Source organism: Haloquadratum walsbyi J07HQW2 (assembly GCF_000415985.1).
Taxonomy (GTDB): domain Archaea; phylum Halobacteriota; class Halobacteria; order Halobacteriales; family Haloferacaceae; genus Haloquadratum; species Haloquadratum walsbyi_B.
Genome location: NZ_KE356561.1, coordinates 1,263,722 through 1,287,248 on the forward strand (window position 1 = coordinate 1,263,722; position 23,527 = coordinate 1,287,248).

Below are 23,527 nucleotides of genomic sequence, written 5' to 3' on the forward strand. Positions count from 1 at the left end.
TCAAAAATCATACATAATATCTTCGATTGGGAATCGACCTTCATCTGCGGCAGGTTCATATGCTGCAATCGCAGCCTCGAGAATATCGGGAACTTCAGTTTTTGGCCATCGCGCGGTATTAATCCGCATATCATAGATCGAGTGATCGTGAATATCGATATCATAATAATTCTGATACCGAAGGGCTTCACTTTCCTCTCGGGTGCGTGTTTCTTCGCGTGCTGTCGAGATTGATTTATCCTCGCGATCAGCAATACGACCAGCGCGAACATTGAGTGGTGCATCTAGCCAAACTCGAATATCTGCGGCATCACCGGCAAGCCAGCCAGCAAGTCGGGATTCTAAAAGAACGTCATCGCGCTCTAGTGCAATCGCCCGCAGTCGCTGGTCAAGGTCACGGTCGATTTGATCATCATCTTCTGCTTGTTGATTCAATTCAACGGCGGTTAGCCCACGCTCAGCGGCAAGTTCACGAAAAATATCACCACCACTAACATGTTCAAGTCCGAATGTAGCCGCAAGCGCATCTGCCGTTGTACTCTTACCTGCACCAGGCGGACCAGAAACGGTCAACAACATACTATTGTTCGGTTGACCTGGGTAAAAGGGGTTGTCTTTGCGTGTAGTACCGTCCTAGCTAGCTAGCCGATGGTGAAATATCAATATTCAGACTTTTACGGATGATTTGAGTGAAGCCCATTGAGCACAGGAAGTACCAGACAATCCATGCCTGGATCGGACCAAGCACTGAATCAGTCCATGCAACTTCACCGACCAGCGGGAGGACAAGTGTACCAAGCACACCATGTGCTTCTGCGTTTGCACCGACACCAATTGACCAGTACATCCACAGGAAGACAGGGATAGTTAGGAACATAATCCAGACCATCGGGCGGAACTGTTCTTTAAACATCCCAAGTTGATCGCCCATTGCGTCCATCTGTTCATCTTGAATTGCATCAAGCGCGTCATCGTCTCCCTCTTCTTTGGCTTCCTTTCGTCGCTCTTGGATCTCTTTCATGCGCGATTGATACGCAGACATCTTTTCCATATCCATAAGATTCGCTTGGAGCAATGTTGAGTAAAGCCCTGTTGCAAGTGCGAGGATCATAACAACCGCATAGAATGGAAGAAGATCCTGTAGAGGACCAAGCGGTATATCCATTACATTTCCAATCAGATCACGAAGAGGTTTCCATGAATACCCAACGAATAATCCGATCGTGAGAACTCCGGCACCCTTGTCATACGTTGACCACGAGGACTCATCATCATCAACCTCAGTCTCAAGTGCAACATTCGAGTCAGTATCGGTGTTTGAATCATCTGTTTCAAGTCCTGACTCTATTGCTGTTCGGTCAGCGAGTTGGAATCCTTCTTCACCCTCGACAAGTACGCCAGTTTCAATAAGCCGACCCCATCGTCCTGATGAAAGTTCATCCTTGACATCAATCCACTTGATATCACTATCATCAGCTCGGTCAAGAACAATCTCAACCGCCGCACGCATCCCATCATCACCAGCGATGAGATCACGCACTTTCGATTCGGTTCGTGGCATTAATGCAGCATAATGAGTCGGTAGTAATGAAGCTTGTAGTCTTCGCTCCGATATTTTCTACGAGCTACCGATCACGTCGACAATCGAGTCAAAAACATCATCTGGTGTCGTTTCACCGTCAACAGTGACTAGTGTCCCTTCTTGTCGGTAATGTTCGACTACTGGTTCTGTATTCTCATGATACACACGGAGTCGGTCACGAACTGTTTCTTCAGTATCATCATCACGCTGTGTGAGCGTTCCACCACATTCACCACAAACACCCTCCTCCGCGGGTGGTTCAAACTCAACATGGTAGCTTGTTCCGCACTCAGAACACACGCGTCGTCCGGTAAGACGGTCAACAAGTTCTTGTTCATCAACTGATAATAATATCGCAACATCAAGTTCGGTGATTGATGAGAGCACCTCAGCCTGCTCGATATTTCGAGGATACCCATCAAGGACATAGCCACCGGCAGTTGAGAGGGCTTCTTCAACGATTTTATTTACGACTGCATCAGGCACTAGCTCGCCCGCATCCATGTAAGCACCTGGAGTGTCATACTCAGTATCCATCTCAGAAATGTCCATCTGCTTATTTGATCTTAATGCGTCACCGGTAGTGACATGTTCGAGACCAAATTCTTCAGCAAGACGTTTTGATTGTGTTCCCTTTCCGGCACCTGGGGGACCGAGAAGCAAAACATGTTCCTCCATACCGGATGTCTGTCTCTCCCCGTATAACATTGAAGATATATCGCTGGCGTGTGAATGTGCATATACAGAAATCATTGCTGAGTAAACTATCTGATATTTAAGCTAATAATCACAATACAAATTATATATCAGGTAGAGTGATTACATTCATACCAGGTAATTCCATAGCGAAATTATATGACTAGATTTGATGCAAGGACACCCCAGGAGCGCAGGACGCTCTTTGCTGAGGCGATTACAGCACATCGTGAGCGAGCAAGCGCATTTAGCACCTTCGAGGCTGACTCTAACCCTAACACAGACCCGGAAAGTGAAAACGAAGAGGTGCCGAGACCATGGGTACAATTTTCTGAAAACATGTTTAACATTGACGTGACAGAGTCTGAACTTGAGCGGGTTCATACACTTGTAGGTGAGTTTCCTGAATTTCGAGTTGATCAACTAGAGTCGCCTGAGGATGCTGAAGCTACAAATGTACGGATTACCGCTCGCTCCGATGCAAATCGTCTTGCAGCGTTTGCTGATCGAGTCTTTACTGAAGTGTATGACTGCCCGGATGAATATCAGGTATGGGCGACCGCAGTGTGATTGAGTATATCGACTGCTCCGTCGTCGGATCTAATCTCTGACCTCAGACAGTATCGTTATTACCCCAACGGTATATTTTTAATAACGACTCCTCATAAAAGTATGCAGGTAAATGCGCAGATTGACGTCGGGATTGGACCTGAGGATGTTGGATTGAGCAGCGATGATGTTCAGATTAAATCAGAATTACTTGATGTAGGGGATGTAACCCTGCACTGTGTCATTGCTGGACCACCGGATGGCGATGTGGTCTTGCTTTTACATGGTTTTCCTGAATTCTGGTATGGATGGCATGAGTATATTCTTCCACTGGCAACTGCAGGCTATCGCGTCGTCGTTCCTGATCAGCGTGGCTATCATCGTAGTGAGCGTCCTGATGCAATCTCGGCATATCATTTAGATGCGTTGGCGACAGATGTCTGTGGAATACTAAACACAACAGACGCAGAAAAAGCACATATTGTCGGACATGATTGGGGTGCATTTGTTGCATGGTGGGTAGCGCTTCATTATCCAGCGCGTCTTCAGACACTCTCAGTGATTAATGTTCCACATCCGATGGCATTTAAACAGAATATTCGGCGAAACCCAAAGCAGGTGCTGCGAAGTTGGTATATTGGATTTTTCCAACTTCCTCGGATACCTGAAGCACTCGCACGGGTTGGTAATTGGCGGAGTGTCACGACAATGATGCAACGGTCAAGTCGTGATGGAACATTTGATGCAGCTGATTTTGAGCGATATCGAGCTGCATGGACAGTTAATGGGGCATATGAGGCAATGATTAATTGGTATCGGGCGATTGTTCGAGAAAATCCACAACCAGTGCAAACACAGGTGAACACACCAACATTATTATTATGGGGTGCACAAGACACGTTCCTCACTCGCTCACTGGCTGATGACAGCGCGCAATACTGCACGAACGCCGAGGTTGTGATGTTTGAACAGGCGACACATTGGATCACACATGAAGAACGGACTCAAGTTCAAAACCAACTGCTAGATCATTTCGCCGCTCATGAAGTCACGACGGAGAGTAATTGACACCTTTCTCCGCCTGAAGCGCGAGTATTCTCCTTACTTTGTATGATAGTGTGAGTCGAGTTTCTTGGGATCGATTGATTCAATCGCTCGTGTCTCTAAATATTTCAGCGAGAGTTCCACGGGTCACCCGACCCGTGGTCGTTTACGAGTTGGTGTGGCAAACGCAGAGATGATACTTTTTTATGTGGATTTTATCGCTAATACTCTGTAGATTGATCTCTCGAGAATCGCTATTGGCATTCAAAACGCCCGGGTCAATCTTGATATGTTCAATTCACATGTTACGGAACATATCGTAGATAACGGACTCATCACTGTGACCACAACGGCAATCACGTGACTGCCACATTCGTTACATCAGCTATTATCACAGGCGAACAAAAGATCTCGACCTCCAGAGCCCTTATCAAAATCAAAACCAGACCGAGCGTTTCAGAGCTAATTTCCCAACGATTCGGCAGCTGATCGCAATGGAGGATTCATACTAAATCGCAGATTGAGAAGATAACCGCGTGGTTTCAGATATGGATAAAATACTCTATAGGACAATCACCATTCAAGAACCGCATGATCGCGCCAAAAATAACCATGTGGTGACCCAGGGCGAAAGCGACAGAGCCAGGTTGGGGTTTCGGCTCCCGTTTCAATGCTTCTGTCAGCCTCAGGACCACCCATATCTGTTCGAACCCATCCTGGACATACTGAATTCGTAATAAGACCATCTGACCCATATTCGCCATCAAGATACGTGGTCAGTCCATTGAGTCCACTTTTCGACACGCGATAGGTTGGGTTGCCACCAGATTGATCTCGTGAAAGCATTCCAAGACCGGAGCTGACATTGACAACACGACCACCATCATTCTGCAATAATAGCGGGACAGTATGTTTACAGACAAGCATTGGACCACGGAGGTTTGTCGAGAGGGTTCGATTAATATCGTCTATCGATTCAGAAACGAGATCACCGTCGCCACCACTGATACCGGCGTTATTGACCACTATATCTAGTCGTCCAGCAGTATTAAATATCTCATCTGCGGCGTCCGCGATTTCACCAGACTGGGTCACATCGACTAGCAAATGCTCCCACGAATCTGGAATCTCATGCGTAATCGACCGTGTTGCGGCGAAGACATTCGCACCCAGCTCATGGAGATTTGCCGCGATTTGCCGACCAAGACCACGATTCGCGCCAGTAACAAATGCAACTTGTCCATCGAGCGAATCGTATAGTGATGGATCAGAAATAATCTCAGAATCGGTACTATTTGTGGGGGTTGAGGGCATTATCAGAATGAAAGACCGATTTGACAAGGGCGTTCTGTTTTTATTCTGTTATCAAGACCAATTTTACTGATATGTGATAGAGTAATCTATCATCGTATCATCGAATAACTTCTCAAAATGTCAGAACAATTGTAATATTATATTTACTCAAAATCACGCCGCATCGCGATTTCAAACCAAGGGCACAATCGGAGTTGTCGGTACCACTCTGGATGTTCATTGAGATGCTCATATTCAACCCACAGAAGACCGCCAATCTCAGATTCATCAGGGGCAAGCACTATATCATTAAGTGTAACTTGTAGAACAGCACAAACTTCCCACTCAAGTCCAGCATTTTCATAATACCGTTTATATTCAAATTGGTCAGTGACTTGGAGAGTGTCGTACTGATCCGGTGTAATACCAAGTTCATCATCAAGACGCTGGCGAGCAGCTTCAACTTGTGTTTGATCCTCCGTTGGGTGCGACGCAACAGTGCCATCCCAGTGTGTATCCCAGAGACGTTTTTCAGGTGCGCGTTGAGCAAGAAGAAGATGACCATCGGAATCAAATATAAGACAGGTGAATGCTCGATGGCGGATTCCATCACCAGTGTGTGCGTCTAATCGATTAACAAGTCCTTCCTGGGCATTATCGCTGGAAACAGCAATCACATCTTCACCCGCATTATCATGTGTCGATGTGGGTTGGTCAGTGTTCGAGTCGCTGTTTTGATCCGTACTCATATTCGATTTCTCGATTGGAGCTAGTAAGGCTTCTTCGGCTTGGAGCGGAGCATGTGTGAGTATGCCCCAGGATATAGGAACAGTACCAATGACGTATTTTATTAATTACAATCACAATCGTATCTACCGTATTAGTGATTAGTGTGTATAGATTCATATACTCGAATGACCGGCATGACAATCTTGATAACGGCAATTGAGTTAGAGCATAACAGAGTAAGAGATCATAAATGAGACTCAGCAATCGCCAACCAAAGAGTATGACAGCCTACAGGGACCTCACGATGATACACCACCGAGACGCTCATCAAGAATAAGACGCGTTTTCGTATTTTTTACTTCATCACGCTCACGTGAGCGAGTAATGAGTTGATTGACTGCACGTGTATCTGCTGCATCGACGATAAGAACAACATCTTCCTCACCAGAAACTTGCCACACAAAGTCAACCTGCTCCCAGGTAGCCATTGTCTCAGACAAGCTCGTTGTATTAACATTAACTTTCACCGATACTTCTATCATTGCCTTAATATTTCCTGTGCGTGTCGAAATCGTAAATCGCTCAATAATCCCCTCTTCGGTGAGTCTATCAACACGGTTACGCACAGTTCCCTCTGAGGTGCCGACCTGTGTTGCAATCTCAGTGTAGGGTGTCCGCGCGTCTCGACGAAGAATATCAAGAATACGTCGATCGAGATTGTCCATATCAGTTGATACTTTTCTGTTGGCTTACCGATTACGAAATTCGTAACTCAGCTTCGAAAGTAACACTTATGACCGGGGATTACATGTGTATCTCGTAATGTTGGACGCCTATCTAGCCTTAGAAGATGGTCGTGTCATTGAAGCGCGCGGTCGTGCTCCCGGGCGCACTCGTGGTGAATTAGTATTCACGACCGCTTATACAGGCTATGAGGAGAGCCTCACAGACCCTTCATATGAAGAACAGGTACTCACATTTTCATATCCGCTCATCGGGAACTATGGCGTCCGAAATGAGCGATTTGAGTCTGAACGTGTTCATCCACGAGCCGCGATTGCACGCGAGTTTACAGACGAGATAGTCGAGTGGTTCGATCATGAAGATGTTCCTGCGATCGATCATATCGATACACGTGAGCTTGTTACATCGATTCGTGAAGAGGGTGCGATGAACTGTGGAATTGCCGTTGGTCCTGATGTGACACCAGCGGACGCAAAAGCTGAACTCGATGAGTGTATTAATATGAGCGAACACGTTGATATCGGCAAGCGTGTCACAACTGTCGAGCATACAACATACGGCGATATGGATGCTGAGACTGATGTTGCGCTCATCGACTGTGGTGCGAAGATGTCGATTGTTGATTCACTCACTCATAAAGGGGCTGCTGTCCATGTGCTTCCATACGATACAACGTCGGAAGTGCTCACAGACCTAGATCCCGACCTGTTGTTTATTTCAAATGGACCAGGTGACCCAGCGAACTTCAAGGCTGCACAAACACTCGTTGAGGAGTATACCGGTGAAATTCCAATCGCTGGAATCTGTCTCGGTCAACAGGTCGTCGCACGGGCTCTCGGTGGAACGACTGAGAAAATGAACTTTGGACATCGTGGAGTTAATCAACCAGTCCGCGATCTCGACAGTGGCAAGGTAGTCATGACAACACAAAATCACGGCTACACCGTTGGTGACCCTGGTGAGATATTAAATGTATGCCAGATAAACGTTAATGATGGAACTGCTGAAGGACTACTAAATCGTGATCTCGACGTGGTCACACGCCAGTACCATCCAGAGGCACATCCTGGACCACACGATTCGTTTGGTTTCTTCGATGAAGTTCTTGAAATGACTGAACCAGACGCTGACAGTAAGACAGCTACTAGTTCAGATCATGCTGTCGTTGTTGATAACTAACTGACGCTGTCTCAGAGAATTAGTGAAGGAGCATAGTCGGGCGATTATGAACTAACTCTGATCTGCAAATTAACTGTTATATGTAAGTATCTTATTCATTCATATAACCAATAATGTCGAATAGAGGTATTCTAACCGATGGTATGTGATATGAAATCAACCAGTGACCTCACCGAGGAGTCGACGACTCATCAAGAAAATTGGTTCTGACCACATCCCAACACCGGTCACTGCCGCATCAGAAAGCCAACGAGTATCCTCAGGAACAAGAACACGAGTGTGGTCGATCGTCGAATCAAATAATGTTGCATCCCGTCGAACTGCTGTCAACAGCGACTGTACAGCCGCCTCATCACCAGGTTCCCACGCACCGATAGCATACTCAACACCGGGTGTTGATACCTCTCCCATCGGCTCATACGTTCGGGTTCGGATAGCAAACCCACGGACAGCATCTGTTGAGGAGTTCGACCTGACGGTAATCAGTCGACCAGTCGTCGCTGCATGCTGGATCCGATGTCGACGGAGAGTAGACAGTGCCCACGATTCGGCATTATCTATGATAATTCCATCAAGCGCATCTCTTATTTGTGATTTCTGCCAGAAAGACCAGACGTCCTCTGTAGAAGTGTCCTCTCCGGTCTGGATTGACAGTGGGATATTATTATTTGACGTTGAAACAGTCTCTATCGATGCATTGTATGGGTCTGGCTGGATCCATCGGAACTCAATCCCAGGGTCAAAACCTGTTTGTCGGAGCAACCCGAGACTAGCTGAGTTCCATGAGAACACAATTCCTCGAAGTACCGCTGCATGCATCGCACGCGCAACAGCACAGACAGTCTCAATAAGGATTGTTGCAAGCCCCCGACCACGATATTCGGGCGCAATGCGGAGCCCTTGTACCCACGCTTCCGTTTCAGAAAGTGTGCATACCTGCACGACACCGACAGGTTTTGTTGCATCATCACTGTGATTAGAATCAAGGTCAGGATTGAGGCTATCGTTATCTGACGGCAACTGCGATTGTGAGTCAACACTAATGATAATTGTTTGTGCTGTCTTGCCATCATCAGCTGCAACCCATTCGGGAAAAACGGAGCCAAGATAATCATCTTCGGAGCGATCTGACCACGTGTTTTCTGTTATCCGCTTTACAGCGTCGGCATCAGCCAGCTCCGCGGTTCGGACGGTCATAGCAGCCCCAGTATTGTCTGTTGTATGCACTGGGAGTGGGAGAGATGCAGATGTGCTCGTATGGTGTACGTCCACTCAACTCACTCCCACGGGACTGACCGTGTTTGTAATTCGCCAGCAAGTGGCTTTGTCATTGCTTCTGCAGGATCCGAATGATTTGCAAGCGTCCACATTAATTTTACCTTGGCGGTACCAGGAAGCGTATCACCAGCCTCAATAACGCCCGCGTCCAGTAAGTCTCGGCCAGTGTCATACACACGGTCACAGACACGCCCTTCGACACACTGACTCGTCATTGCAATGACGACCCCATCATCAACGAGTTCTGATAAAACTGGAATAAATTCAGTGTGAACGTGACCAAGTCCAGTGCCGGCAATAATGAGCCCGTCAGGAGTGGAATTGGTAAGTAGTTCTGTCTGTCGGTCAATGTTCATTCCAGGGGTGAAATTCAATAACATTACATCCTCATTAAGATCAGCAGAGAGATTTAGATCGACTGAGTCCCGTGAGGTATGGTCACGGTGGAATGAAACAGTCTCAGTATCATAATCGACTGTCCCAATTGGAGTGGTACCCACAGTCTCGAACGCATCACGACGAGAGGTATGATTTTTGCGGACGCGCGTGCCCTGATGAAGCGCACAGGTGTCATCCGCGGTTGATGCATGCATACAGACAAAGACTCCCGAAACGTCTGCTGTTGCAGCTTCAACAGCACAAACAGCGTTCATAACATTATCTGAAGATGGACGATCCGCAGATCGTTGACTTCCTGTGAAAACAATTGGAACGGGCGTATTAAGCATGTATGATAGCGCTGAAGCAGAATACTGCATCGTATCAGTTCCATGCATCACAACGACGCCATCAGCACCGGCACGTATTTCATCGGCAACTGCAGCAGCAAGATCCTGCCAGACAGCGGGCGTCATGTTCTCAGAGAGAATGTTTCTGACCACTCGTCCACGGTAGTTCGCCCGACCAGCAAGGTCTGGAACGGCACGAAGGACGTCTTCAGCATCGAACTGTGCGGTAACAGCACCCGTTCGGTAGTCGACTGTTGATGCAATTGTGCCACCTGTTGAAATCAACGACACCGTCGGTAATGATTCATCAAACGCAACCGCTGATGCCTCCGACTCGGTCTTAGATGCAGATTCTGATTCGGCTCCAGCGCCAGATCCAGAGCCAGAATCAGTCTGTGTTCCACCGATATCGTACGCATCAGGGGTAACGAGATCAATCGACGCATCTGCCCGGTCAACGCCAATATTATATCCACCATCGAGTTTAATAACAAAATAATCTGATGTTGAGGAAGGCATCAAGATCCCCTCACTCATGACATCCGCCCGTTCAACGCGAACTCGGTCCCCCGGACTTGGATTCATATACAGTTGCTATCGCAGCCACACGTTTGAATAATGTGACTACGTCTGCAAACAGATCCTCTCACGATTGAGTTCATTATCGTCGGGATAAACTGGCGATATTAGAGATACACAATAGTCAATAAAACCATATTGAGAGGGAGCAGCGATGAAATTATCCGATCTAAGTTCTGAATATAGATGTAAACAGCTATATGTCACTTCGAGATGACTACCAGCGCGTTACGCCACCAGATAGTTTTATTATTTTAACTGTTGTCCGCCACACTGACACTCCTGAGTATCGAAAATATGAAATCTCAAGCGATGAGCTCCCTGAATTCCTTCGCGAGATGGAAACTCCGCAACATGCTGAACAAATAGTTACGATTGAGCAGGGAAATACAGATTATTGAATAACTTCGTATATGATTTATTATAAGAATAAATAGATATAGTATTTTACCGTTAACATGTGATAGATAATTAAGTTTGGTGTAATTTCTGTTATATTACTGTTGAGACGACCGGTTGAAATTCAATCTGTACGTATCCATATAATTATAAATTATAATTGAAATACATTGATTTCATAATCCGTGACCTGCACTCATAGCAGGAAATCTCTGATATTGCCGTTTTCAACTAATATCGTATTTATCATTCAGTTATGCCTGTGAGAGGCAGATTCGACGGAATGTACCTCATGTGTTTAGCCACTAACATGAATGTGAGGAAGCGATATCCAGAAAATTAGACATATGTGGTGAGTCACACCCGTGATGGATTGAAGATGACTAGCAAGACAAAAAGGTGTAAGTATTGTATATTGACTAATATACATATGCAACGCTCGGATGAACGAGAAACAGAGGCAACGACTGGCTCGAACGGATCATCGACAGCGAGTGATCAGAGCTTTGATTTTGAGGGTGAATCAGATATCGGGAGGGATGTAGATACCAATCTTGGATCAGATATTGCTACTGAGACAGGTAAAGATGATCGACGCTTGCCGACGATTCGATCACTTCTTTTCGTCATTGCACTGTCGGCTGTTGGATTTATTATTGGTGGGTCAGTTCCAATCATCGGAACGATTGGACAGTTTATTGGACTGTTTATTATGAGTTTCTTGATTGGTGCTATCGGATCAGAGGGTCGGTATGCCGAAAGTGCAATTGGAGGTGGATTAGTGACAGGCGTATTATTAATACTCGGAACACTCACAAGTGTATTCACACCATTTGCAGTACAGTTCTTGTCTGATTATGGAATCGCAATCGCCGGTGCAGGCGTAGGAGTTGGCACCATAATAGCAGTTGTTGGTCACTACTTTGGACGGGATTTACGCAGTGGTCTGACAAAAAATATCTAAGCACTATGCACTCTTACCTATCAAATGATGAGAGTGACATATCTCTGCATACAATGTTTCTTGATTCATTACACATCAAATGAAGCTACTTACTAACTCGCCACTGCCGGTCTGGACCACGGGTGACAAATCCGTGCTGTGCCAGATGTTTGAGTGTTGTTTCAACGCGGTCTGGGTCTGCGCTCATCCGGTTTGCAATTGCCGACACTGATTTTGATTCGGTTGTGATTGCTGCAAGGACATCAGCGTAGAATCGGCTATCTGCCTCGGCGTCGAGTTGCTCCTCAAACGTATCTAAAATATCCGTAAGACGACCATGAACCCACCGTTGTGCGAGTGAGAGTTCACTTTCAAGATCATTGAGTCGACGATATTGCTGTGCGAGTCTTGTAATATCCTTAGATTGTGACGTTGAGGACGTTTTCTCAGCAGATTCAGATGTCTGAGGGTCATTCTCCTCAGGTGTCTGTGCGCGTTTATGATCCTGTGCTGGGAGGCGCCGTGATTTAGAGCCTGAGTCAGCTGTGTCCTCAGTGCCGGTATTTGTTATTTCATCTGACACATCAATTGTAAGATACTGACATCGACCACGCATATCGAGACTTCGACTTGCGGGATATGCGCTTTTTGCACCGAAACCATGTGGTGAAACGGATACCTCAAGTCGAAGATTTCGTGCAATATGGAAATACTTTCGTCGTCGGTCATCAGTTCGACTCTCGACAAGACCGGCGTCTTCGAGTCGTTGGAGATGATCAATAACTGCTTTCGGGCTCACACCAAGGTACTCGCTGATCTCCGTGACATAGCATGGCTTGTGCGAGAGAAGTCGGAGAATGCGACGCCGGTTCTCATTTCCCAAGAGATCGAGGAGCACCGCAGAGTCCATGACAATAGGTAAACTCCAGACGTATAAGAGGGTGGCGTCGATGATACTTGCTTAATCGCCGGACAGCGAGGTGGAATGGGAGTCAAATGCGTCGGCTGCGAGCAATATAACAGCAACGGATAATCCAAGTGTAATCATCGCAAGAATCGTGCCAGCTTCGTATCGAAGTGGCGGATAAAGTCCAAATCCATAATCGAATACATCGTTACTCAATAAAAGCACAAGTGCAATGAAGAGCGCTGTGCGTGACGTTTCGCCGTAATATGGAATTGTCATTGCCTGGAGAATAAAGAACGCATGCGTGAGTAAGATTCCCCAATATTCCCATAGGAGTGCTGGAGTGAATCCAATGTAGAGATCTGGGCGCAGATTGAGCGCAATACCAGTCCATATTCCATACTTGATTAACCACACAAATGCAAGTGTATGGAGAATTGAAACAAGGTGATTTGAGGGCATATTCGCGAGCAACTGTGGCTGCGTGCGTTTGACGTATGGAAGGATAGTTGCAACTGACAGCGATGCTAATGCAAGTCCTGTCGGCGAATCACCAAACAACGGATATAATAGAGCGCTTACAGCTTGGAGCGAAGGCTCGCTGTGAACATAGAAATTCACGCCGACAAGGAATGCAACGCCATCAGCGATGAGAAGCCATCCGAGACTCGCAGGTTTTGTAAGATAATATTGCACCCAGCGTGTTGGGAACGGTTGAGGGAGTCGTCCATGCCACCCACGAGACTGGGCAACTCCATCATCCTCAGAGGAACTCATCACATCGGATGATGGTAAGCGTCGGAAAGAACCTATCGTGTCGTCCAGCGAAAGGTACGTTCCGTTTGGGCACTATCAAATGCCGGTGATTCGATCTTTATATTTATTTCATAATCAAAAATAATTCTCTCGAAGTATCATCAATGGTTCCTAATTGGATAGGATAGCATATAATAGAGCGTACAGGATGCAAAAATATATCATTTATTCGATGAGACGTTATTAGTTTAATAGTTATCACGCGGTTTATTGATGATAATTGTATGAGCATAGAAATTCTACAGCATCTCGTGTATCGATGAAACGAAGCCTATTCACACAACCGAGGTCACAACAGAGATATGCAGACCGCACTGGTCATTCTTGACGGCTGGGGACTTGGTGATCACAGTAGACGCAATGCGGTGCAGGAAGCGTCAACGCCGACATTTGATCGCCTCATTGAGAAGGGTGCAGATGGGAGACTTGATGTCTCTGGTCGTCAAGTCGGGCTTCCAGTAGGTCAGATGGGTAACAGCGAGGTCGGACACTTACATATCGGCGCTGGACAGGTGGTGAAGCAGGCATATACACGGGTTGAAGATGCGATCGATAATGGAAGTCTCCGAACGAATGCAGCAGTCAATGCAGCACTCAACCATGCTGTGGCAACCGATGGACGGATACATTTCATGGGGCTGCTCAGCGACGGTGGTGTCCACTCCGAACAGGAACATCTCCATGCACTCATCGAGTTAGCAAGTGACCGCGATGTTGATGCTATCACACATGTGTTTACTGACGGTCGTGACACTAACCCACATAACGGTGAGGGATATCTCACGACACTTGAAGATGTTATTGATACCCATGGAACGGGAGATATTGCGACTGTTTCAGGGCGATATTATGCGATGGACCGCGATAAAAACTGGAGGCGGACACAGATGAGTTATGATGCAATTGTGAATCGAACAGCAGCACATAGTGCACCCACAGCCGTTGAGGCTGTCACCGAATCATACAATCGCGGAGAATCGGATGAATTCATTGAACCGACAGTAATCAATGACACCCCTGCAGTTACCGATGGTGATGCGGTGTTTATTTTTAATTTTCGACCAGATCGCGTCAGGCAACTTGTTCGTCTGCTTGGCGATATTAATCCAGTCTGGTCGTTTGAGACGGCTCCACCGGCGGTTGAACTTGCAACAATGACAGAGTATGATGAGACATTTCCTTTGCCCGTTGCATTTCCACCCAATGAACCACGCGACACGCTCGGTGAGATAATCGCAACTGCCGGATTGACACAGTTACGAATTGCTGAATCAGAAAAGTATGCACACGTCACGTATTTTCTAAATGGTGGTCGTGAAGTAGCCTTTGAGGATGAACACCGCAAAATTATCCAGAGTCCAAATGTCTCAACATACGATCAACAGCCATCAATGAGCGTCAATGAGGTAACTGACACCGCGATTGAGCAAATCGATATTATCGATCCTGACCTGCTCATACTTAATTATGCAAACCCAGATATGGTCGGTCATACAGGTGATTTTACTGCTGCTGTCGAAGCAATCGAAGCTGTCGATACGCAGTTAGACCGGCTTCTCGAGACAATATATGCTGCCGATGGTCATGCAATTGTTACTGCGGATCATGGAAATGCTGATGATATGGGAACGGCGGCGAGTCCGCATACTGCTCATACGACAAATCCAGTGCCTATCATATATACTGGACCAGATGGCAGTGGGGAAGGCTACACAATTCGTGATGAGGGATCGTTATGTGACATCGCCCCGACACTGCTTGAAATAATGTCAGTCGAACAGCCAGCAGCAATGACAGGCACCTCACTAATTAAATAGACGATATGTGAGAGTTATCAATATTCGATTACCACATTCTACTCGCGAATCCATGCCCAGATTGGCGGGGCAATAATAATCCCTGCGACAATACTCCCAGCAGCAATCAAACGTGGATGGATTAAAGTGGTCACCGACACGCCACCGACGAGTGTTTCTGCAGACGCACCAACGAGAACACCAGCGATTGCCCATGGAAGTTCACCAATAACTGTGCCAATCGTAAATGGAACCATGGAGACGCCAGCAATTCCAGCACCAACTGAGACAACATCAGAGGGGGCTGGAGTGAGTCGTGTCGCAACAACACTTCGAGTATCACCAGTTCGTTCAACAAATTCTGCTACAACCCTTGGGTGGCTGTTTGCTTTGTTATATTGACGCCCAAGAAAATATGGTGGAATGCTAGTGCATGTAATCAACCCGAGTGCAAATGGTAATCCGGTAAATCCAATACCATATCCAATAATAATCGCGAGAAGTGTTGTTGGCCAAGCAAACAATGGACGTACAATCGCAAGCCCGCTTGCCACGAGGATGACACGAACTGGGTCAGCGACAGTCCATGTGAGGTGATTAAATACGACCGCTGGTGACACCGATACTGCCGCAATGAGGATAGTGATGACGAGGATGCCACCTGCAACCTGATATTGGCGCTTAGATAGATAGCGAATCCACCGCCTCATGACCAGCGTTGCTTGCCACAAGAACATATACTTTTGTTAACTCCATGCGGATACCTACAATACCGTGTCTGGAGATGATAGTGCAGACCATTGTGACACGCAGTCAGGCGACAATGAGTATGTAGATACATTAGCGACAGCTGATCGCGCAACGCGTGTCGAACTTGGGATCAACTTACTTGCATGTATCGAAGATGAAGAGCTCTCATTATCGGCTGCAGTAGACCGGATTGAGACAGTGACCACGGATCCATCACTGACACGAGAGATCCTTGATACAGCAGTGATGCGTGATGTGATTGACCGCACGGACGGTCAATTACAAGTCAAGCATGGAACAGCTATTCGATTCGATAAACAAGTAATCAAGCGCGATGGTGAGTATGAATGTCGTCGGTGTGGTTCAGATCTATCGACAGGTCATTTTCTACAGTTGCCAGCAGGTGAACTTGGACCGTTTGGACCATCATGTGTCCGAATTGTGCTTGGTCTGGAGTCATGAATCTTCGCCGGTACCATCATCAAGAGTCGTAATAAGTTAATTGAGTAACTTACTATGCATCTTAACTGTCTATTGGTGCGTTTCGACTAACTGGCGGAGTTGTGTTATCTCTGTGTGAACATCACATATCTTCTCAATATAATCTCTTTGAACATGTATAGCTGAGATTGTGATGCTGTCTGATCACCTGAGAAGTTCGACTCTGATGGTATTGTCGTTGGGTTTGTGTCTGTGCTCGAATGCGAATCCGCATCTGAGCATATAATAGAACCATTGATACTTTCTTCAGATTCAGTCACAGTAGTATCGATATCAATATTCGACTTTGTGATGGTATCGTCTTCTGTCGTAGCACCAACTGAATCAGTCCCATCGACAGACAGGTGGCTTTTGTTCTGGAAGAAAGATAATGCTGACTCCATCTCTGGAGTGGTTACTGTCGACCGGTTTTGTGTCCGATGTTGCGCAATTGACTTTACGCCATAATGTGCCGTGAGAATTGATTCAACTGTATCACGAACCGCATTAGCCTCTTGTTGTGGTATTTTGAATCGCTCTGTTCCATCATCAACAGCGAGAATCACAGTCGTTGCATGCGATTCCCTCTTCAAATGCGAGGTCATTCACGATATTATACTGATATGATTCAAACTCTGTGCTCCAGACATCCTCACCTACGTGTTTGAGCAGTCTTGTCTTGTTTCCGTAATTACGGTAGTAAGTTCGTTGAATCGGAAGATACGCTAGACTATCTCATCAGAGGTAATTGCATGAATCGTGTGGAGCATACCAGTGAGTATGGATGTAAGTATATCATCGATCTGAGCCACTGTGACAGTAGACTCAGCAGTATCTGCAACGTCATACATTAGGGTTCTATTTGGTTTATTTCTCTTTTCTGAGACGGCAATTCGCTCAATATCATGTTGATACGTTTCTGTCAGTTCATTGTTGAGGAGTCTTTGTGATTGATATTGTATTGTCTGCGTTGCTGTCACGAATATTGCATCGCCTCCTCCAAGGTCGATGCGTGCAATGATTTGATCAGTGTCAATCAACTCACGAACCGACTGTGGTATACTATCGGCATTATCAAAGTTCATATGACGACGCATCATCTCATTTAGAATAAATCCAGGGGTAATTTCCCGGATGTGGTTTTCTGACCGGGGGTCAGTAGGGTATATTTATTGCTCTCTTCGGTGCTCCAGGGACCTATTTGAGATATTTCAGCTTCTCCCAAGTTCCGTTGACTCCCAGATTGATGAAATCCTGATTTCTATCACTGAATATGTATATCATGTCCTCAATCTCATTTCACAATAGGCATCTATGCATGAGATACCCCGTCGTCTAGCGACTTACTTGCGAAGGTTTAAGAACTCCATCAGACTAATTTTAATTGAGCCCGGGTGGCTTAGCTGGACATAGCGCCGCACTCATAGGGTTTCCTGAGATTCGGTGCGGATTCGCCTTGGAAGCCTCCGCCGCCCTACGGGGCCCGCCGAGCCTCGGACCTGGGAAATGCGGAGATCGTGGGTTCGGAGCCCACCCCGGGCATGAACCATTTTTAATACTAATAGTCGGTGTTACTAGTTGAAACTTTGATAGTAATCCGCTGAAATCTCTTACAGAGATCACTCAGTCTTGAGTTGGAGTTGTCGATTCGTTTTGTGCTGATTGAGCGTCAGAGGCTGCCGGTTCGCTGACACCTCTAGAGTCTTCACCACTAAGCAAGAACTCCATTAGATTACTGATGAATACTTCGTTGTCAGCGTCATACACCTCAATTGGTTTGATAAACGTTGAATCTGCGACAAAAACAATGTCATCATTACGCACAACGGTCGAGTACGTGCCTGTCCGACGCGTCTCGAGTGTTTGTGTACCCTCGACTGCAGTGAAGACGGTCGTTGCACCACTATTCTCACGCGTGAGAACATAGCCACCACGATCAAATGTAACCGTTTCAACGCCTTCGGTCAGCTGATTTCCACGAACCGGCGTTGTATAGATACTTTTGAATCCATTGTCATTTGCCTCATCTGCAGTATTGTACAGCAATTCTGGTCCAATCCTAACTCCGTATTCATCAGTCAGATCCTCAGCCCCAAATGAAACAAGCGAAGTCGACGTTCCAAAAAGTCCTGATGAAACAACACGAGGTTGCGTCGGTTCGCCAAGGATAGCAACGCGTCCTCCGTTCGCAGTAAACTCATCAATTGCCTCACGCTCTGACTCAGAGAATCCTTCGGTTGGTTGGATAATGAGATATCCATCATACTCATCAAGTGTTTCATTGAGTGGATCCTCACCATTATCAAACTCAACTGAGTGACCAGCAGAAAACATTGAACTCTTTATTGGCTCAATTTCAGCTTGCGTAACGGCATTGCCGTGGCGTAAATCAACAAGAATAGACCCACCATTACCGTTGGTCGTAGCTATCCCAGATTCAATTGTGATGGATCCCGATTCTGGGTCGACATCCTGGTTCAGATTCGATGCTTGAAATTGTGATGGCGATTGCCCATCAATCCGCTGTCCATCAGGTGTTCCACTGGCTCCTGAAAGAAGGCCAATCAACGCTGTGCCAGCAAGGATAACAACGATAACAAGAATGAATACGGCGAGTGGTTTGATTATACGATCACTCATTACTGCTTACCTCCACGGTTTGATTTGTTGTTTGCGGAACGCCCCAAACAGCATAATACTTGATTGGTTCAACGAATTGATCAGTCGCCTCTGTATTGTCGTTTGGACGCGCGTCAACATAAACAGTATCAGCAGTGTTCTCTCCGAGCGGACTGGACTCATCTTCACCAAGAACGATGACATTCAGTTGTTGTGCGCCCGCTGACTTGTAATATACATCATATTCGTCTCCGGAGATTCCATCAGCACGCTCAGCAGCTTCCTCAATAGCGAAATTGAGGTCACCAGTCTGGTCAGCAAATCCGTTTTCGACGGCTTGCGGACCTAGGAATGTTTGTCCAGTTGCAACCTCTGTTCGACTGAGTGAAAGTTCATCGCCGCGATGCGTCATGATTGTATCAACGAATGCCTCCTGAAGTAACTCAAGATTCTCCCGAAGCCCATCACGAGTAATCTGGGCTTTATCAGGACCTGACCGGATGAAGACTTGTCGTTGATTTTCAATGTTCTCAACTGCACTCAGTGGCGCCTGAATAATAACACCGATACTTCCGACCGTTGAGCTCGGCTTGACGACGATCTGATCGACGGGAGCAATCCCAAAGTATCCTCCCGAGGCAGCCGTCCCCTCAACATATGCGACAACAGGCATCTCAGCTGCTGTGCGATTGACGGCAAGATAAAATTCTTCACTTGCGTCGACAGGACCACCGGGGCTATCTATTCGAAGCACGATTGCATCAACAGATCCGTTTGTTCGTGCATCACGAAGTGATTCCGTGGCGGCAGCGACGTTCGCACTTGTTGTTCCACCACGAAATGTAATGACAGCTACGCTTGATTCACCATTTTCACCAGACCCAGATCCAGAGACCGTATTAAAAACGACCGGAGCAGCAACTGATGCGATTACAACAGCAGCAGCAATAATGACGACATATGCTGCGACAGTTGTTGTCCGGTTGCCATCGGCTGACATACATATTAAACGGAGAGCAGACGAATAAATCTTGACAGTCAAGTTAGTCTAGCTATCATCATCTTCTTTTGTCCTGGACGGCTTCTGTCATTTGATTTTCAGTTAATTCTGGGTATTATCTCAGGTATTTGATAGTGAGACATTACGAGGAGACATTGAATGGTGAGCTGATTCTGTTCTCAATATTCAAAACCTTCTTTTTTGCATGCATGAGATAGTCACTGATGGATTACGATTCACTGTCGGAGTTTGAGGCTGTTGTGTGGGATCTCGATGGAACGTTAGTGCAGTTATCTGTCAACTGGGACATTGTTGCTGCTGATGTCGCAGAAGTTTTTCAGACAGCAGGTATTGATATTGGTGGTATTGATTTGTGGGAAATGTTGAATCTCGCGTCTAAACGAGGGATTCGCGATGATGTTGAGGCTGTTATTGCCGAGCACGAGCGACGCGGAGCGCGAGCAGCTGACCGATTAAGACACGCGAATGATGTCGGGAGCGTTGCTCCTCAGGAGGGAGTTTGCTCACTCAACTGCGAGGCTGCCTGTAAGATCGCGCTCCAAATACAAGATCTTGATTCGAATTTGACTGCGGTTATCGGTCGAGATACTATTGAGGCACAAAAGCCTGAACCGGACCCATTATTACATACTCTTGATGAACTCTCTGTGGACCCAGATACAGCAGTCTTTATTGGCGACTCAAAACGAGACGAGACGACAGCTGAGCGGGCTGGTGTTTCTTTCCGATATGCGGAAACTACTACGGTATGAACTAATATATCCTCCTCAGAGCGATCTGAGGCAAGTACGGAGACCCTTTCATGCGGGCCTAGAGTGACGGTAGTTGAGATGAGCATCACGGGGTAGCTTGAACGGACCGATATGGTCAATCAGGTCCAGGACATACATTGATTTAATGAGTTATCCCGTGACATATTATTGTCCACACTGTGGAGCTGTCGTAGAGATTGAACGCGAGGGGTACCTCGCTGATAAGTCGGTCACACCATATCCACTTGAAGGATGGACATACGCTGATCCACATGATTCAGCGAATGCATCGTATGAGTCAGTTGATGGAATTCGATTTGTCTGTGGAGAAATGCCTCCAGAATCGGATGTGGGTCAAACAGAAACTGGAATCCGATGGACAGGTGACCAGAGTAATGCAGATGATGTGGAGAATCCAACTATGACCAGCCCCTGTGATCGCACATTTTATCTCTCATTTGTTCGATTCGAGAATGGTAATGAAATCGAACCTCAACCCGATACCGATCAGGTGCGGATTGCCTCTGATACAGCAGGTCCATCCAAACCGAACGGTCCTACCAGCCCGGATGGTCCAGGTGGATTTCGACGATAACAGTCCTGCAGAATAAAAATATACGGAAGATTCGCGTTTGTAGCTACAGAATGAATCTCACGAGCTGTTTCAATATTCAGTGACATCGGGCGTAACTCTGAGACTAAAGTTAATTAAAAAAGATCTCGACTCTCTCTCGTCTAGGGGAGTTCGATGGACACCTCTGTGGCTACCGCGGCTGCTTTCACTGTATTCCACAGTAACATCGCTCGCGTCATTGGTCCCACGCCACCAGGGACAGGTGTGATTGCATCTGCTTTTTCGGCTGCAGACTCAAATGCAACGTCACCAACAAGTTCACTTCCAGTTTCAGTCTCGACGCGATTGATTCCGACGTCGATAATTACAACTCCGGATGAGAGCATATCCCCATCAATCATCTCAGGAACACCAGCAGCAGCGATGACGATATCAGCTGTGCGAGTCTTTGAAGCCAGGTCATCACTTCGGGAGTGGCATACGGTCACTGTTGCATTTCCTCCGTCAGTTTTCTGAATGAGCAAATTTGCCATTGGCTTTCCAACAATATTTGATCGACCGATGACGACTACGTCCGCTCCCTCGGTTTCGACATTAGCCGCAGTTAGCAGTTTTTGAATCCCATGCGGTGTGCATGGTTTATATCGCGCTTGTCCAGCAACGAGCCGCCCAACATTCTCGGGGTGAAACCCATCAACATCTTTTTTCGGATCAACACGACGAAGGACCTCACGTTCATCTACATGATCGGGTAGGGGCATCTGCACAAGGACTCCATGTACAGATGGATCAGCATTTAGTTCGTCGACTGTATCAAACAGTTCAGCAGCTGGTGCCTCCGGATCAATCTCAATATCCCGTGTTGCAATTCCGACTTCCTCGCAGTCATCGTGTTTCATTGAAACATACGTCTGGCTTGCTGGATCATCATTCATCAAGACCGTTGCCAACTGTGGCGTCGTTCCAGTATTATCGATTCGTCTAACACTGCTAATAAGCTCAGATCTGATCGATGCGGCGACTTCTGTGCCATCGATCAGTCGTGTCTGTGTCTGAGTCATACAGAAATACTCAACAGCGACATACTTGAAACGCATTAATTTGGTCGCTCACCGAAACCTCGATATGTAAATAAACAACTGTGTCGTGTTGAGACAAATACTGGCTCACAGGCATGAACTTGTCAGCAGATGTTCTCCTGACATGGTATCTGGTATATGTGGATGCTGTTTATACGTGACAGATCATCGGTGTGGATGAGATGCAATATGAGTGTATTATATCAGAAATAAAGATAGGATTCATTCTGTATCAATTATATTATGACTGTGATTTAGCAACCTGACATCCTCCCACGGTTAACGCTGTGCGGTTCCCCCGCTGGGGATTGAATCTACGGATACGGATACAGAGAGGTTCGCAGGTTCCTCGTCACGTTGGACGATGATCTGCGTGTCGGGCTGTGCCAGTCCAGCCCCCGCCCCGCCTCGGACAGCGGTTTCGGGAACTTGCCCAAAGGCTCGCTTCCCAGTATTCAGCGCACCGTTCTTGTCCGCATTGTCGTCCCGTCCAGCCCACACTCTGGACACTCGACTCGAAGTGTTCCTGCGTGTCTCGAACCTCTCACACACCGATTGCACGTCTGCGACGCGACGTGTCGTATTCTTCGACCAACTGCACCTCGATACCCGCGTCGTGGGCTTTGTACTCGATGTAGTTGAGCAGGCGGACGAACGGCATCTTGTGGGTCTAGTCATTCACGTACCAGCCTTATTATTACCCTTGTGAATCCCACCGGATTGTAAGGGCGTTCCGTTTCTCGGCGACTTCCACGGTGGAGCGAGCAATCTTGTGGAGTCGGTCATCTACTTTCCGCGCTTCCGAATCACCGATGCGTCCCATGACCTGCTGCCCTTGTCACGGTTTCGCTTTCCCGATGGACTTCCGCAACTGCTCGCAGTGTTCGCGGATACGACGCACTTCCTCGCCGTAGAAGGTGGTTTAGCGGTCGGAGAGGAACGCGCAGGTGGCGACCCATGCCTGCCCATGTCGATAGCCAGCACGTCGTC

General features: G+C 46.9%; 27 protein-coding genes and 1 tRNA gene. 10 read left to right on the top strand and 18 right to left on the bottom strand.

What is annotated here, in order from left to right; all coding sequences use genetic code 11:
- Genes cmk through J07HQW2_RS05720 form a run of 3 tightly spaced genes read right to left on the bottom strand, consistent with a single transcriptional unit; the run spans position 1 to position 2,260 of the window.
- Positions 1-579, bottom strand: coding sequence for a (d)CMP kinase (gene cmk, locus J07HQW2_RS05710; protein ID WP_021054467.1), 579 nt, complete (start codon positions 577-579; stop codon positions 1-3).
- A 58-nt stretch (positions 580-637) separates the two neighbouring features.
- Positions 638-1,561 (bottom strand): DUF106 domain-containing protein, encoded by a 924-nt coding sequence (locus J07HQW2_RS05715; RefSeq protein WP_021054468.1) that lies wholly within the window; start codon positions 1,559-1,561, stop codon positions 638-640.
- 57 nt (positions 1,562-1,618) lie between these two features.
- Entirely contained in the window at positions 1,619-2,260 is a 642-nt protein-coding gene (locus J07HQW2_RS05720) for an adenylate kinase (protein ID WP_048075511.1), read from the bottom strand.
- A gap of 177 nt (positions 2,261-2,437) precedes the next feature.
- On the opposite strand from J07HQW2_RS05720, the gene J07HQW2_RS05725 reads away from it, so the two are divergent.
- The gene (locus J07HQW2_RS05725) at positions 2,438-2,848 is read left to right on the top strand and encodes a DUF7975 family protein (RefSeq protein ID WP_021054470.1); all 411 of its coding nucleotides are present in this window, start codon (positions 2,438-2,440) and stop codon (positions 2,846-2,848) included.
- Positions 2,849-2,950: 102 nt separating this feature from the next.
- The gene (locus J07HQW2_RS05730; RefSeq protein WP_021054471.1) at positions 2,951-3,895 is read left to right on the top strand and encodes an alpha/beta fold hydrolase; all 945 of its coding nucleotides are present in this window, start codon (positions 2,951-2,953) and stop codon (positions 3,893-3,895) included.
- 549 nt (positions 3,896-4,444) lie between these two features.
- Here the strand turns inward: J07HQW2_RS05730 and J07HQW2_RS05735 are convergent.
- The 3 genes from J07HQW2_RS05735 to J07HQW2_RS05745 all read right to left on the bottom strand — a co-directional run bounded on the left by J07HQW2_RS05735 (position 4,445) and on the right by J07HQW2_RS05745 (position 6,618).
- On the bottom strand, positions 4,445-5,185 hold the full coding sequence (locus J07HQW2_RS05735; protein WP_021054472.1) for an SDR family NAD(P)-dependent oxidoreductase: 741 nt from the start codon (positions 5,183-5,185) through the stop codon (positions 4,445-4,447).
- A 143-nt stretch (positions 5,186-5,328) separates the two neighbouring features.
- The gene (locus J07HQW2_RS05740) at positions 5,329-5,913 is read right to left on the bottom strand and encodes an NUDIX hydrolase (RefSeq protein WP_021054473.1); all 585 of its coding nucleotides are present in this window, start codon (positions 5,911-5,913) and stop codon (positions 5,329-5,331) included.
- Between the two features lie 279 nt (positions 5,914-6,192).
- A complete protein-coding gene (locus J07HQW2_RS05745) occupies positions 6,193-6,618 on the bottom strand; it encodes an Lrp/AsnC family transcriptional regulator (protein WP_021054474.1) in 426 nt (141 codons plus the stop codon).
- A 97-nt stretch (positions 6,619-6,715) separates the two neighbouring features.
- On the opposite strand from J07HQW2_RS05745, the gene carA reads away from it, so the two are divergent.
- Complete coding sequence (gene carA / locus J07HQW2_RS05750; RefSeq protein ID WP_021054475.1) at positions 6,716-7,816, top strand: glutamine-hydrolyzing carbamoyl-phosphate synthase small subunit; 1,101 nt, start codon at positions 6,716-6,718, stop codon at positions 7,814-7,816.
- A 156-nt stretch (positions 7,817-7,972) separates the two neighbouring features.
- On the opposite strand, the gene J07HQW2_RS05755 is transcribed toward carA, so the two are convergent.
- Positions 7,973-9,088, bottom strand: coding sequence for a GNAT family N-acetyltransferase (locus tag J07HQW2_RS05755; RefSeq protein WP_303703989.1), 1,116 nt, complete (start codon positions 9,086-9,088; stop codon positions 7,973-7,975).
- Positions 9,089-9,093: 5 nt separating this feature from the next.
- Complete coding sequence (gatD, locus tag J07HQW2_RS05760) at positions 9,094-10,407, bottom strand: Glu-tRNA(Gln) amidotransferase subunit GatD (protein WP_021054477.1); 1,314 nt, start codon at positions 10,405-10,407, stop codon at positions 9,094-9,096.
- A gap of 194 nt (positions 10,408-10,601) precedes the next feature.
- Between gatD and J07HQW2_RS05765 the strand changes: the two genes are divergently transcribed.
- Positions 10,602-10,802, top strand: coding sequence for a hypothetical protein (locus J07HQW2_RS05765; protein WP_021054478.1), 201 nt, complete (start codon positions 10,602-10,604; stop codon positions 10,800-10,802).
- A gap of 428 nt (positions 10,803-11,230) precedes the next feature.
- Positions 11,231-11,764: a hypothetical protein gene (locus tag J07HQW2_RS05770; protein ID WP_021054479.1), complete on the top strand. Its 534-nt coding sequence runs from the start codon at positions 11,231-11,233 to the stop codon at positions 11,762-11,764.
- 85 nt (positions 11,765-11,849) lie between these two features.
- Here the strand turns inward: J07HQW2_RS05770 and J07HQW2_RS05775 are convergent, their stop codons facing one another.
- Together J07HQW2_RS05775 and J07HQW2_RS05780 are read right to left on the bottom strand one after the other, a co-directional pair.
- Positions 11,850-12,653: an ArsR/SmtB family transcription factor gene (locus J07HQW2_RS05775; protein WP_021054480.1), complete on the bottom strand. Its 804-nt coding sequence runs from the start codon at positions 12,651-12,653 to the stop codon at positions 11,850-11,852.
- A 51-nt stretch (positions 12,654-12,704) separates the two neighbouring features.
- Positions 12,705-13,430 carry a DUF1405 domain-containing protein gene (locus J07HQW2_RS05780; RefSeq protein ID WP_048075168.1) on the bottom strand — a complete coding sequence of 242 codons (726 nt, stop codon included), beginning with the start codon at positions 13,428-13,430 and terminating at the stop codon, positions 12,705-12,707.
- 338 nt (positions 13,431-13,768) lie between these two features.
- On the opposite strand from J07HQW2_RS05780, the gene gpmI reads away from it, so the two are divergent.
- On the top strand, positions 13,769-15,283 hold the full coding sequence (gene gpmI, locus J07HQW2_RS05785) for a 2,3-bisphosphoglycerate-independent phosphoglycerate mutase (RefSeq protein WP_021054482.1): 1,515 nt from the start codon (positions 13,769-13,771) through the stop codon (positions 15,281-15,283).
- Positions 15,284-15,321: 38 nt separating this feature from the next.
- On the opposite strand, the gene J07HQW2_RS05790 is transcribed toward gpmI, so the two are convergent.
- Complete coding sequence (locus tag J07HQW2_RS05790; protein ID WP_303703990.1) at positions 15,322-15,999, bottom strand: TVP38/TMEM64 family protein; 678 nt, start codon at positions 15,997-15,999, stop codon at positions 15,322-15,324.
- A 37-nt stretch (positions 16,000-16,036) separates the two neighbouring features.
- Between J07HQW2_RS05790 and J07HQW2_RS05795 the strand changes: the two genes are divergently transcribed.
- Entirely contained in the window at positions 16,037-16,474 is a 438-nt protein-coding gene (locus J07HQW2_RS05795) for a DUF5830 family protein (RefSeq protein WP_021054484.1), read from the top strand.
- A gap of 104 nt (positions 16,475-16,578) precedes the next feature.
- Here the strand turns inward: J07HQW2_RS05795 and J07HQW2_RS05800 are convergent, their stop codons facing one another.
- Both J07HQW2_RS05800 and J07HQW2_RS05805 read right to left on the bottom strand, forming a co-directional pair.
- The gene (locus J07HQW2_RS05800; RefSeq protein ID WP_021054485.1) at positions 16,579-17,097 is read right to left on the bottom strand and encodes a hypothetical protein; all 519 of its coding nucleotides are present in this window, start codon (positions 17,095-17,097) and stop codon (positions 16,579-16,581) included.
- Positions 17,098-17,217: 120 nt separating this feature from the next.
- Positions 17,218-17,577 carry a DUF7115 domain-containing protein gene (locus J07HQW2_RS05805; RefSeq protein WP_021054486.1) on the bottom strand — a complete coding sequence of 120 codons (360 nt, stop codon included), beginning with the start codon at positions 17,575-17,577 and terminating at the stop codon, positions 17,218-17,220.
- Positions 17,578-17,880: 303 nt separating this feature from the next.
- Between J07HQW2_RS05805 and J07HQW2_RS05810 the strand changes: the two genes are divergently transcribed.
- A tRNA-Met gene (locus J07HQW2_RS05810) sits at positions 17,881-18,034 on the top strand.
- An 81-nt stretch (positions 18,035-18,115) separates the two neighbouring features.
- On the opposite strand, the gene J07HQW2_RS05815 is transcribed toward J07HQW2_RS05810, so the two are convergent.
- Positions 18,116-19,132, bottom strand: a complete 1,017-nt coding sequence (locus tag J07HQW2_RS05815; protein ID WP_021054488.1) for a DUF4350 domain-containing protein — start codon at positions 19,130-19,132, stop codon at positions 18,116-18,118.
- A complete protein-coding gene (locus J07HQW2_RS05820; protein ID WP_021054489.1) occupies positions 19,125-20,111 on the bottom strand; it encodes a S49 family peptidase in 987 nt (328 codons plus the stop codon). Before J07HQW2_RS05820 ends, J07HQW2_RS05815 begins: the two co-directional genes overlap by 8 nt.
- A gap of 224 nt (positions 20,112-20,335) precedes the next feature.
- Between J07HQW2_RS05820 and J07HQW2_RS05825 the strand changes: the two genes are divergently transcribed.
- On the top strand, positions 20,336-20,884 hold the full coding sequence (locus tag J07HQW2_RS05825) for an HAD family hydrolase (protein ID WP_021054490.1): 549 nt from the start codon (positions 20,336-20,338) through the stop codon (positions 20,882-20,884).
- A 145-nt stretch (positions 20,885-21,029) separates the two neighbouring features.
- A complete protein-coding gene (locus J07HQW2_RS05830) occupies positions 21,030-21,479 on the top strand; it encodes a DUF7969 family protein (RefSeq protein ID WP_021054491.1) in 450 nt (149 codons plus the stop codon).
- A 140-nt stretch (positions 21,480-21,619) separates the two neighbouring features.
- Here J07HQW2_RS05830 and J07HQW2_RS05835 read toward each other — a convergent pair whose 3' ends face one another.
- The 3 genes from J07HQW2_RS05835 to J07HQW2_RS17940 all read right to left on the bottom strand — a co-directional run bounded on the left by J07HQW2_RS05835 (position 21,620) and on the right by J07HQW2_RS17940 (position 23,198).
- Positions 21,620-22,555: a bifunctional methylenetetrahydrofolate dehydrogenase/methenyltetrahydrofolate cyclohydrolase gene (locus J07HQW2_RS05835; protein WP_021054493.1), complete on the bottom strand. Its 936-nt coding sequence runs from the start codon at positions 22,553-22,555 to the stop codon at positions 21,620-21,622.
- Positions 22,556-22,816: 261 nt separating this feature from the next.
- Positions 22,817-23,038: a hypothetical protein gene (locus tag J07HQW2_RS17935; RefSeq protein ID WP_303703991.1), complete on the bottom strand. Its 222-nt coding sequence runs from the start codon at positions 23,036-23,038 to the stop codon at positions 22,817-22,819.
- 43 nt (positions 23,039-23,081) lie between these two features.
- Entirely contained in the window at positions 23,082-23,198 is a 117-nt protein-coding gene (locus J07HQW2_RS17940) for a zinc ribbon domain-containing protein (protein ID WP_303703992.1), read from the bottom strand.
- Positions 23,199-23,527: the final 329 nt, after the last annotated feature.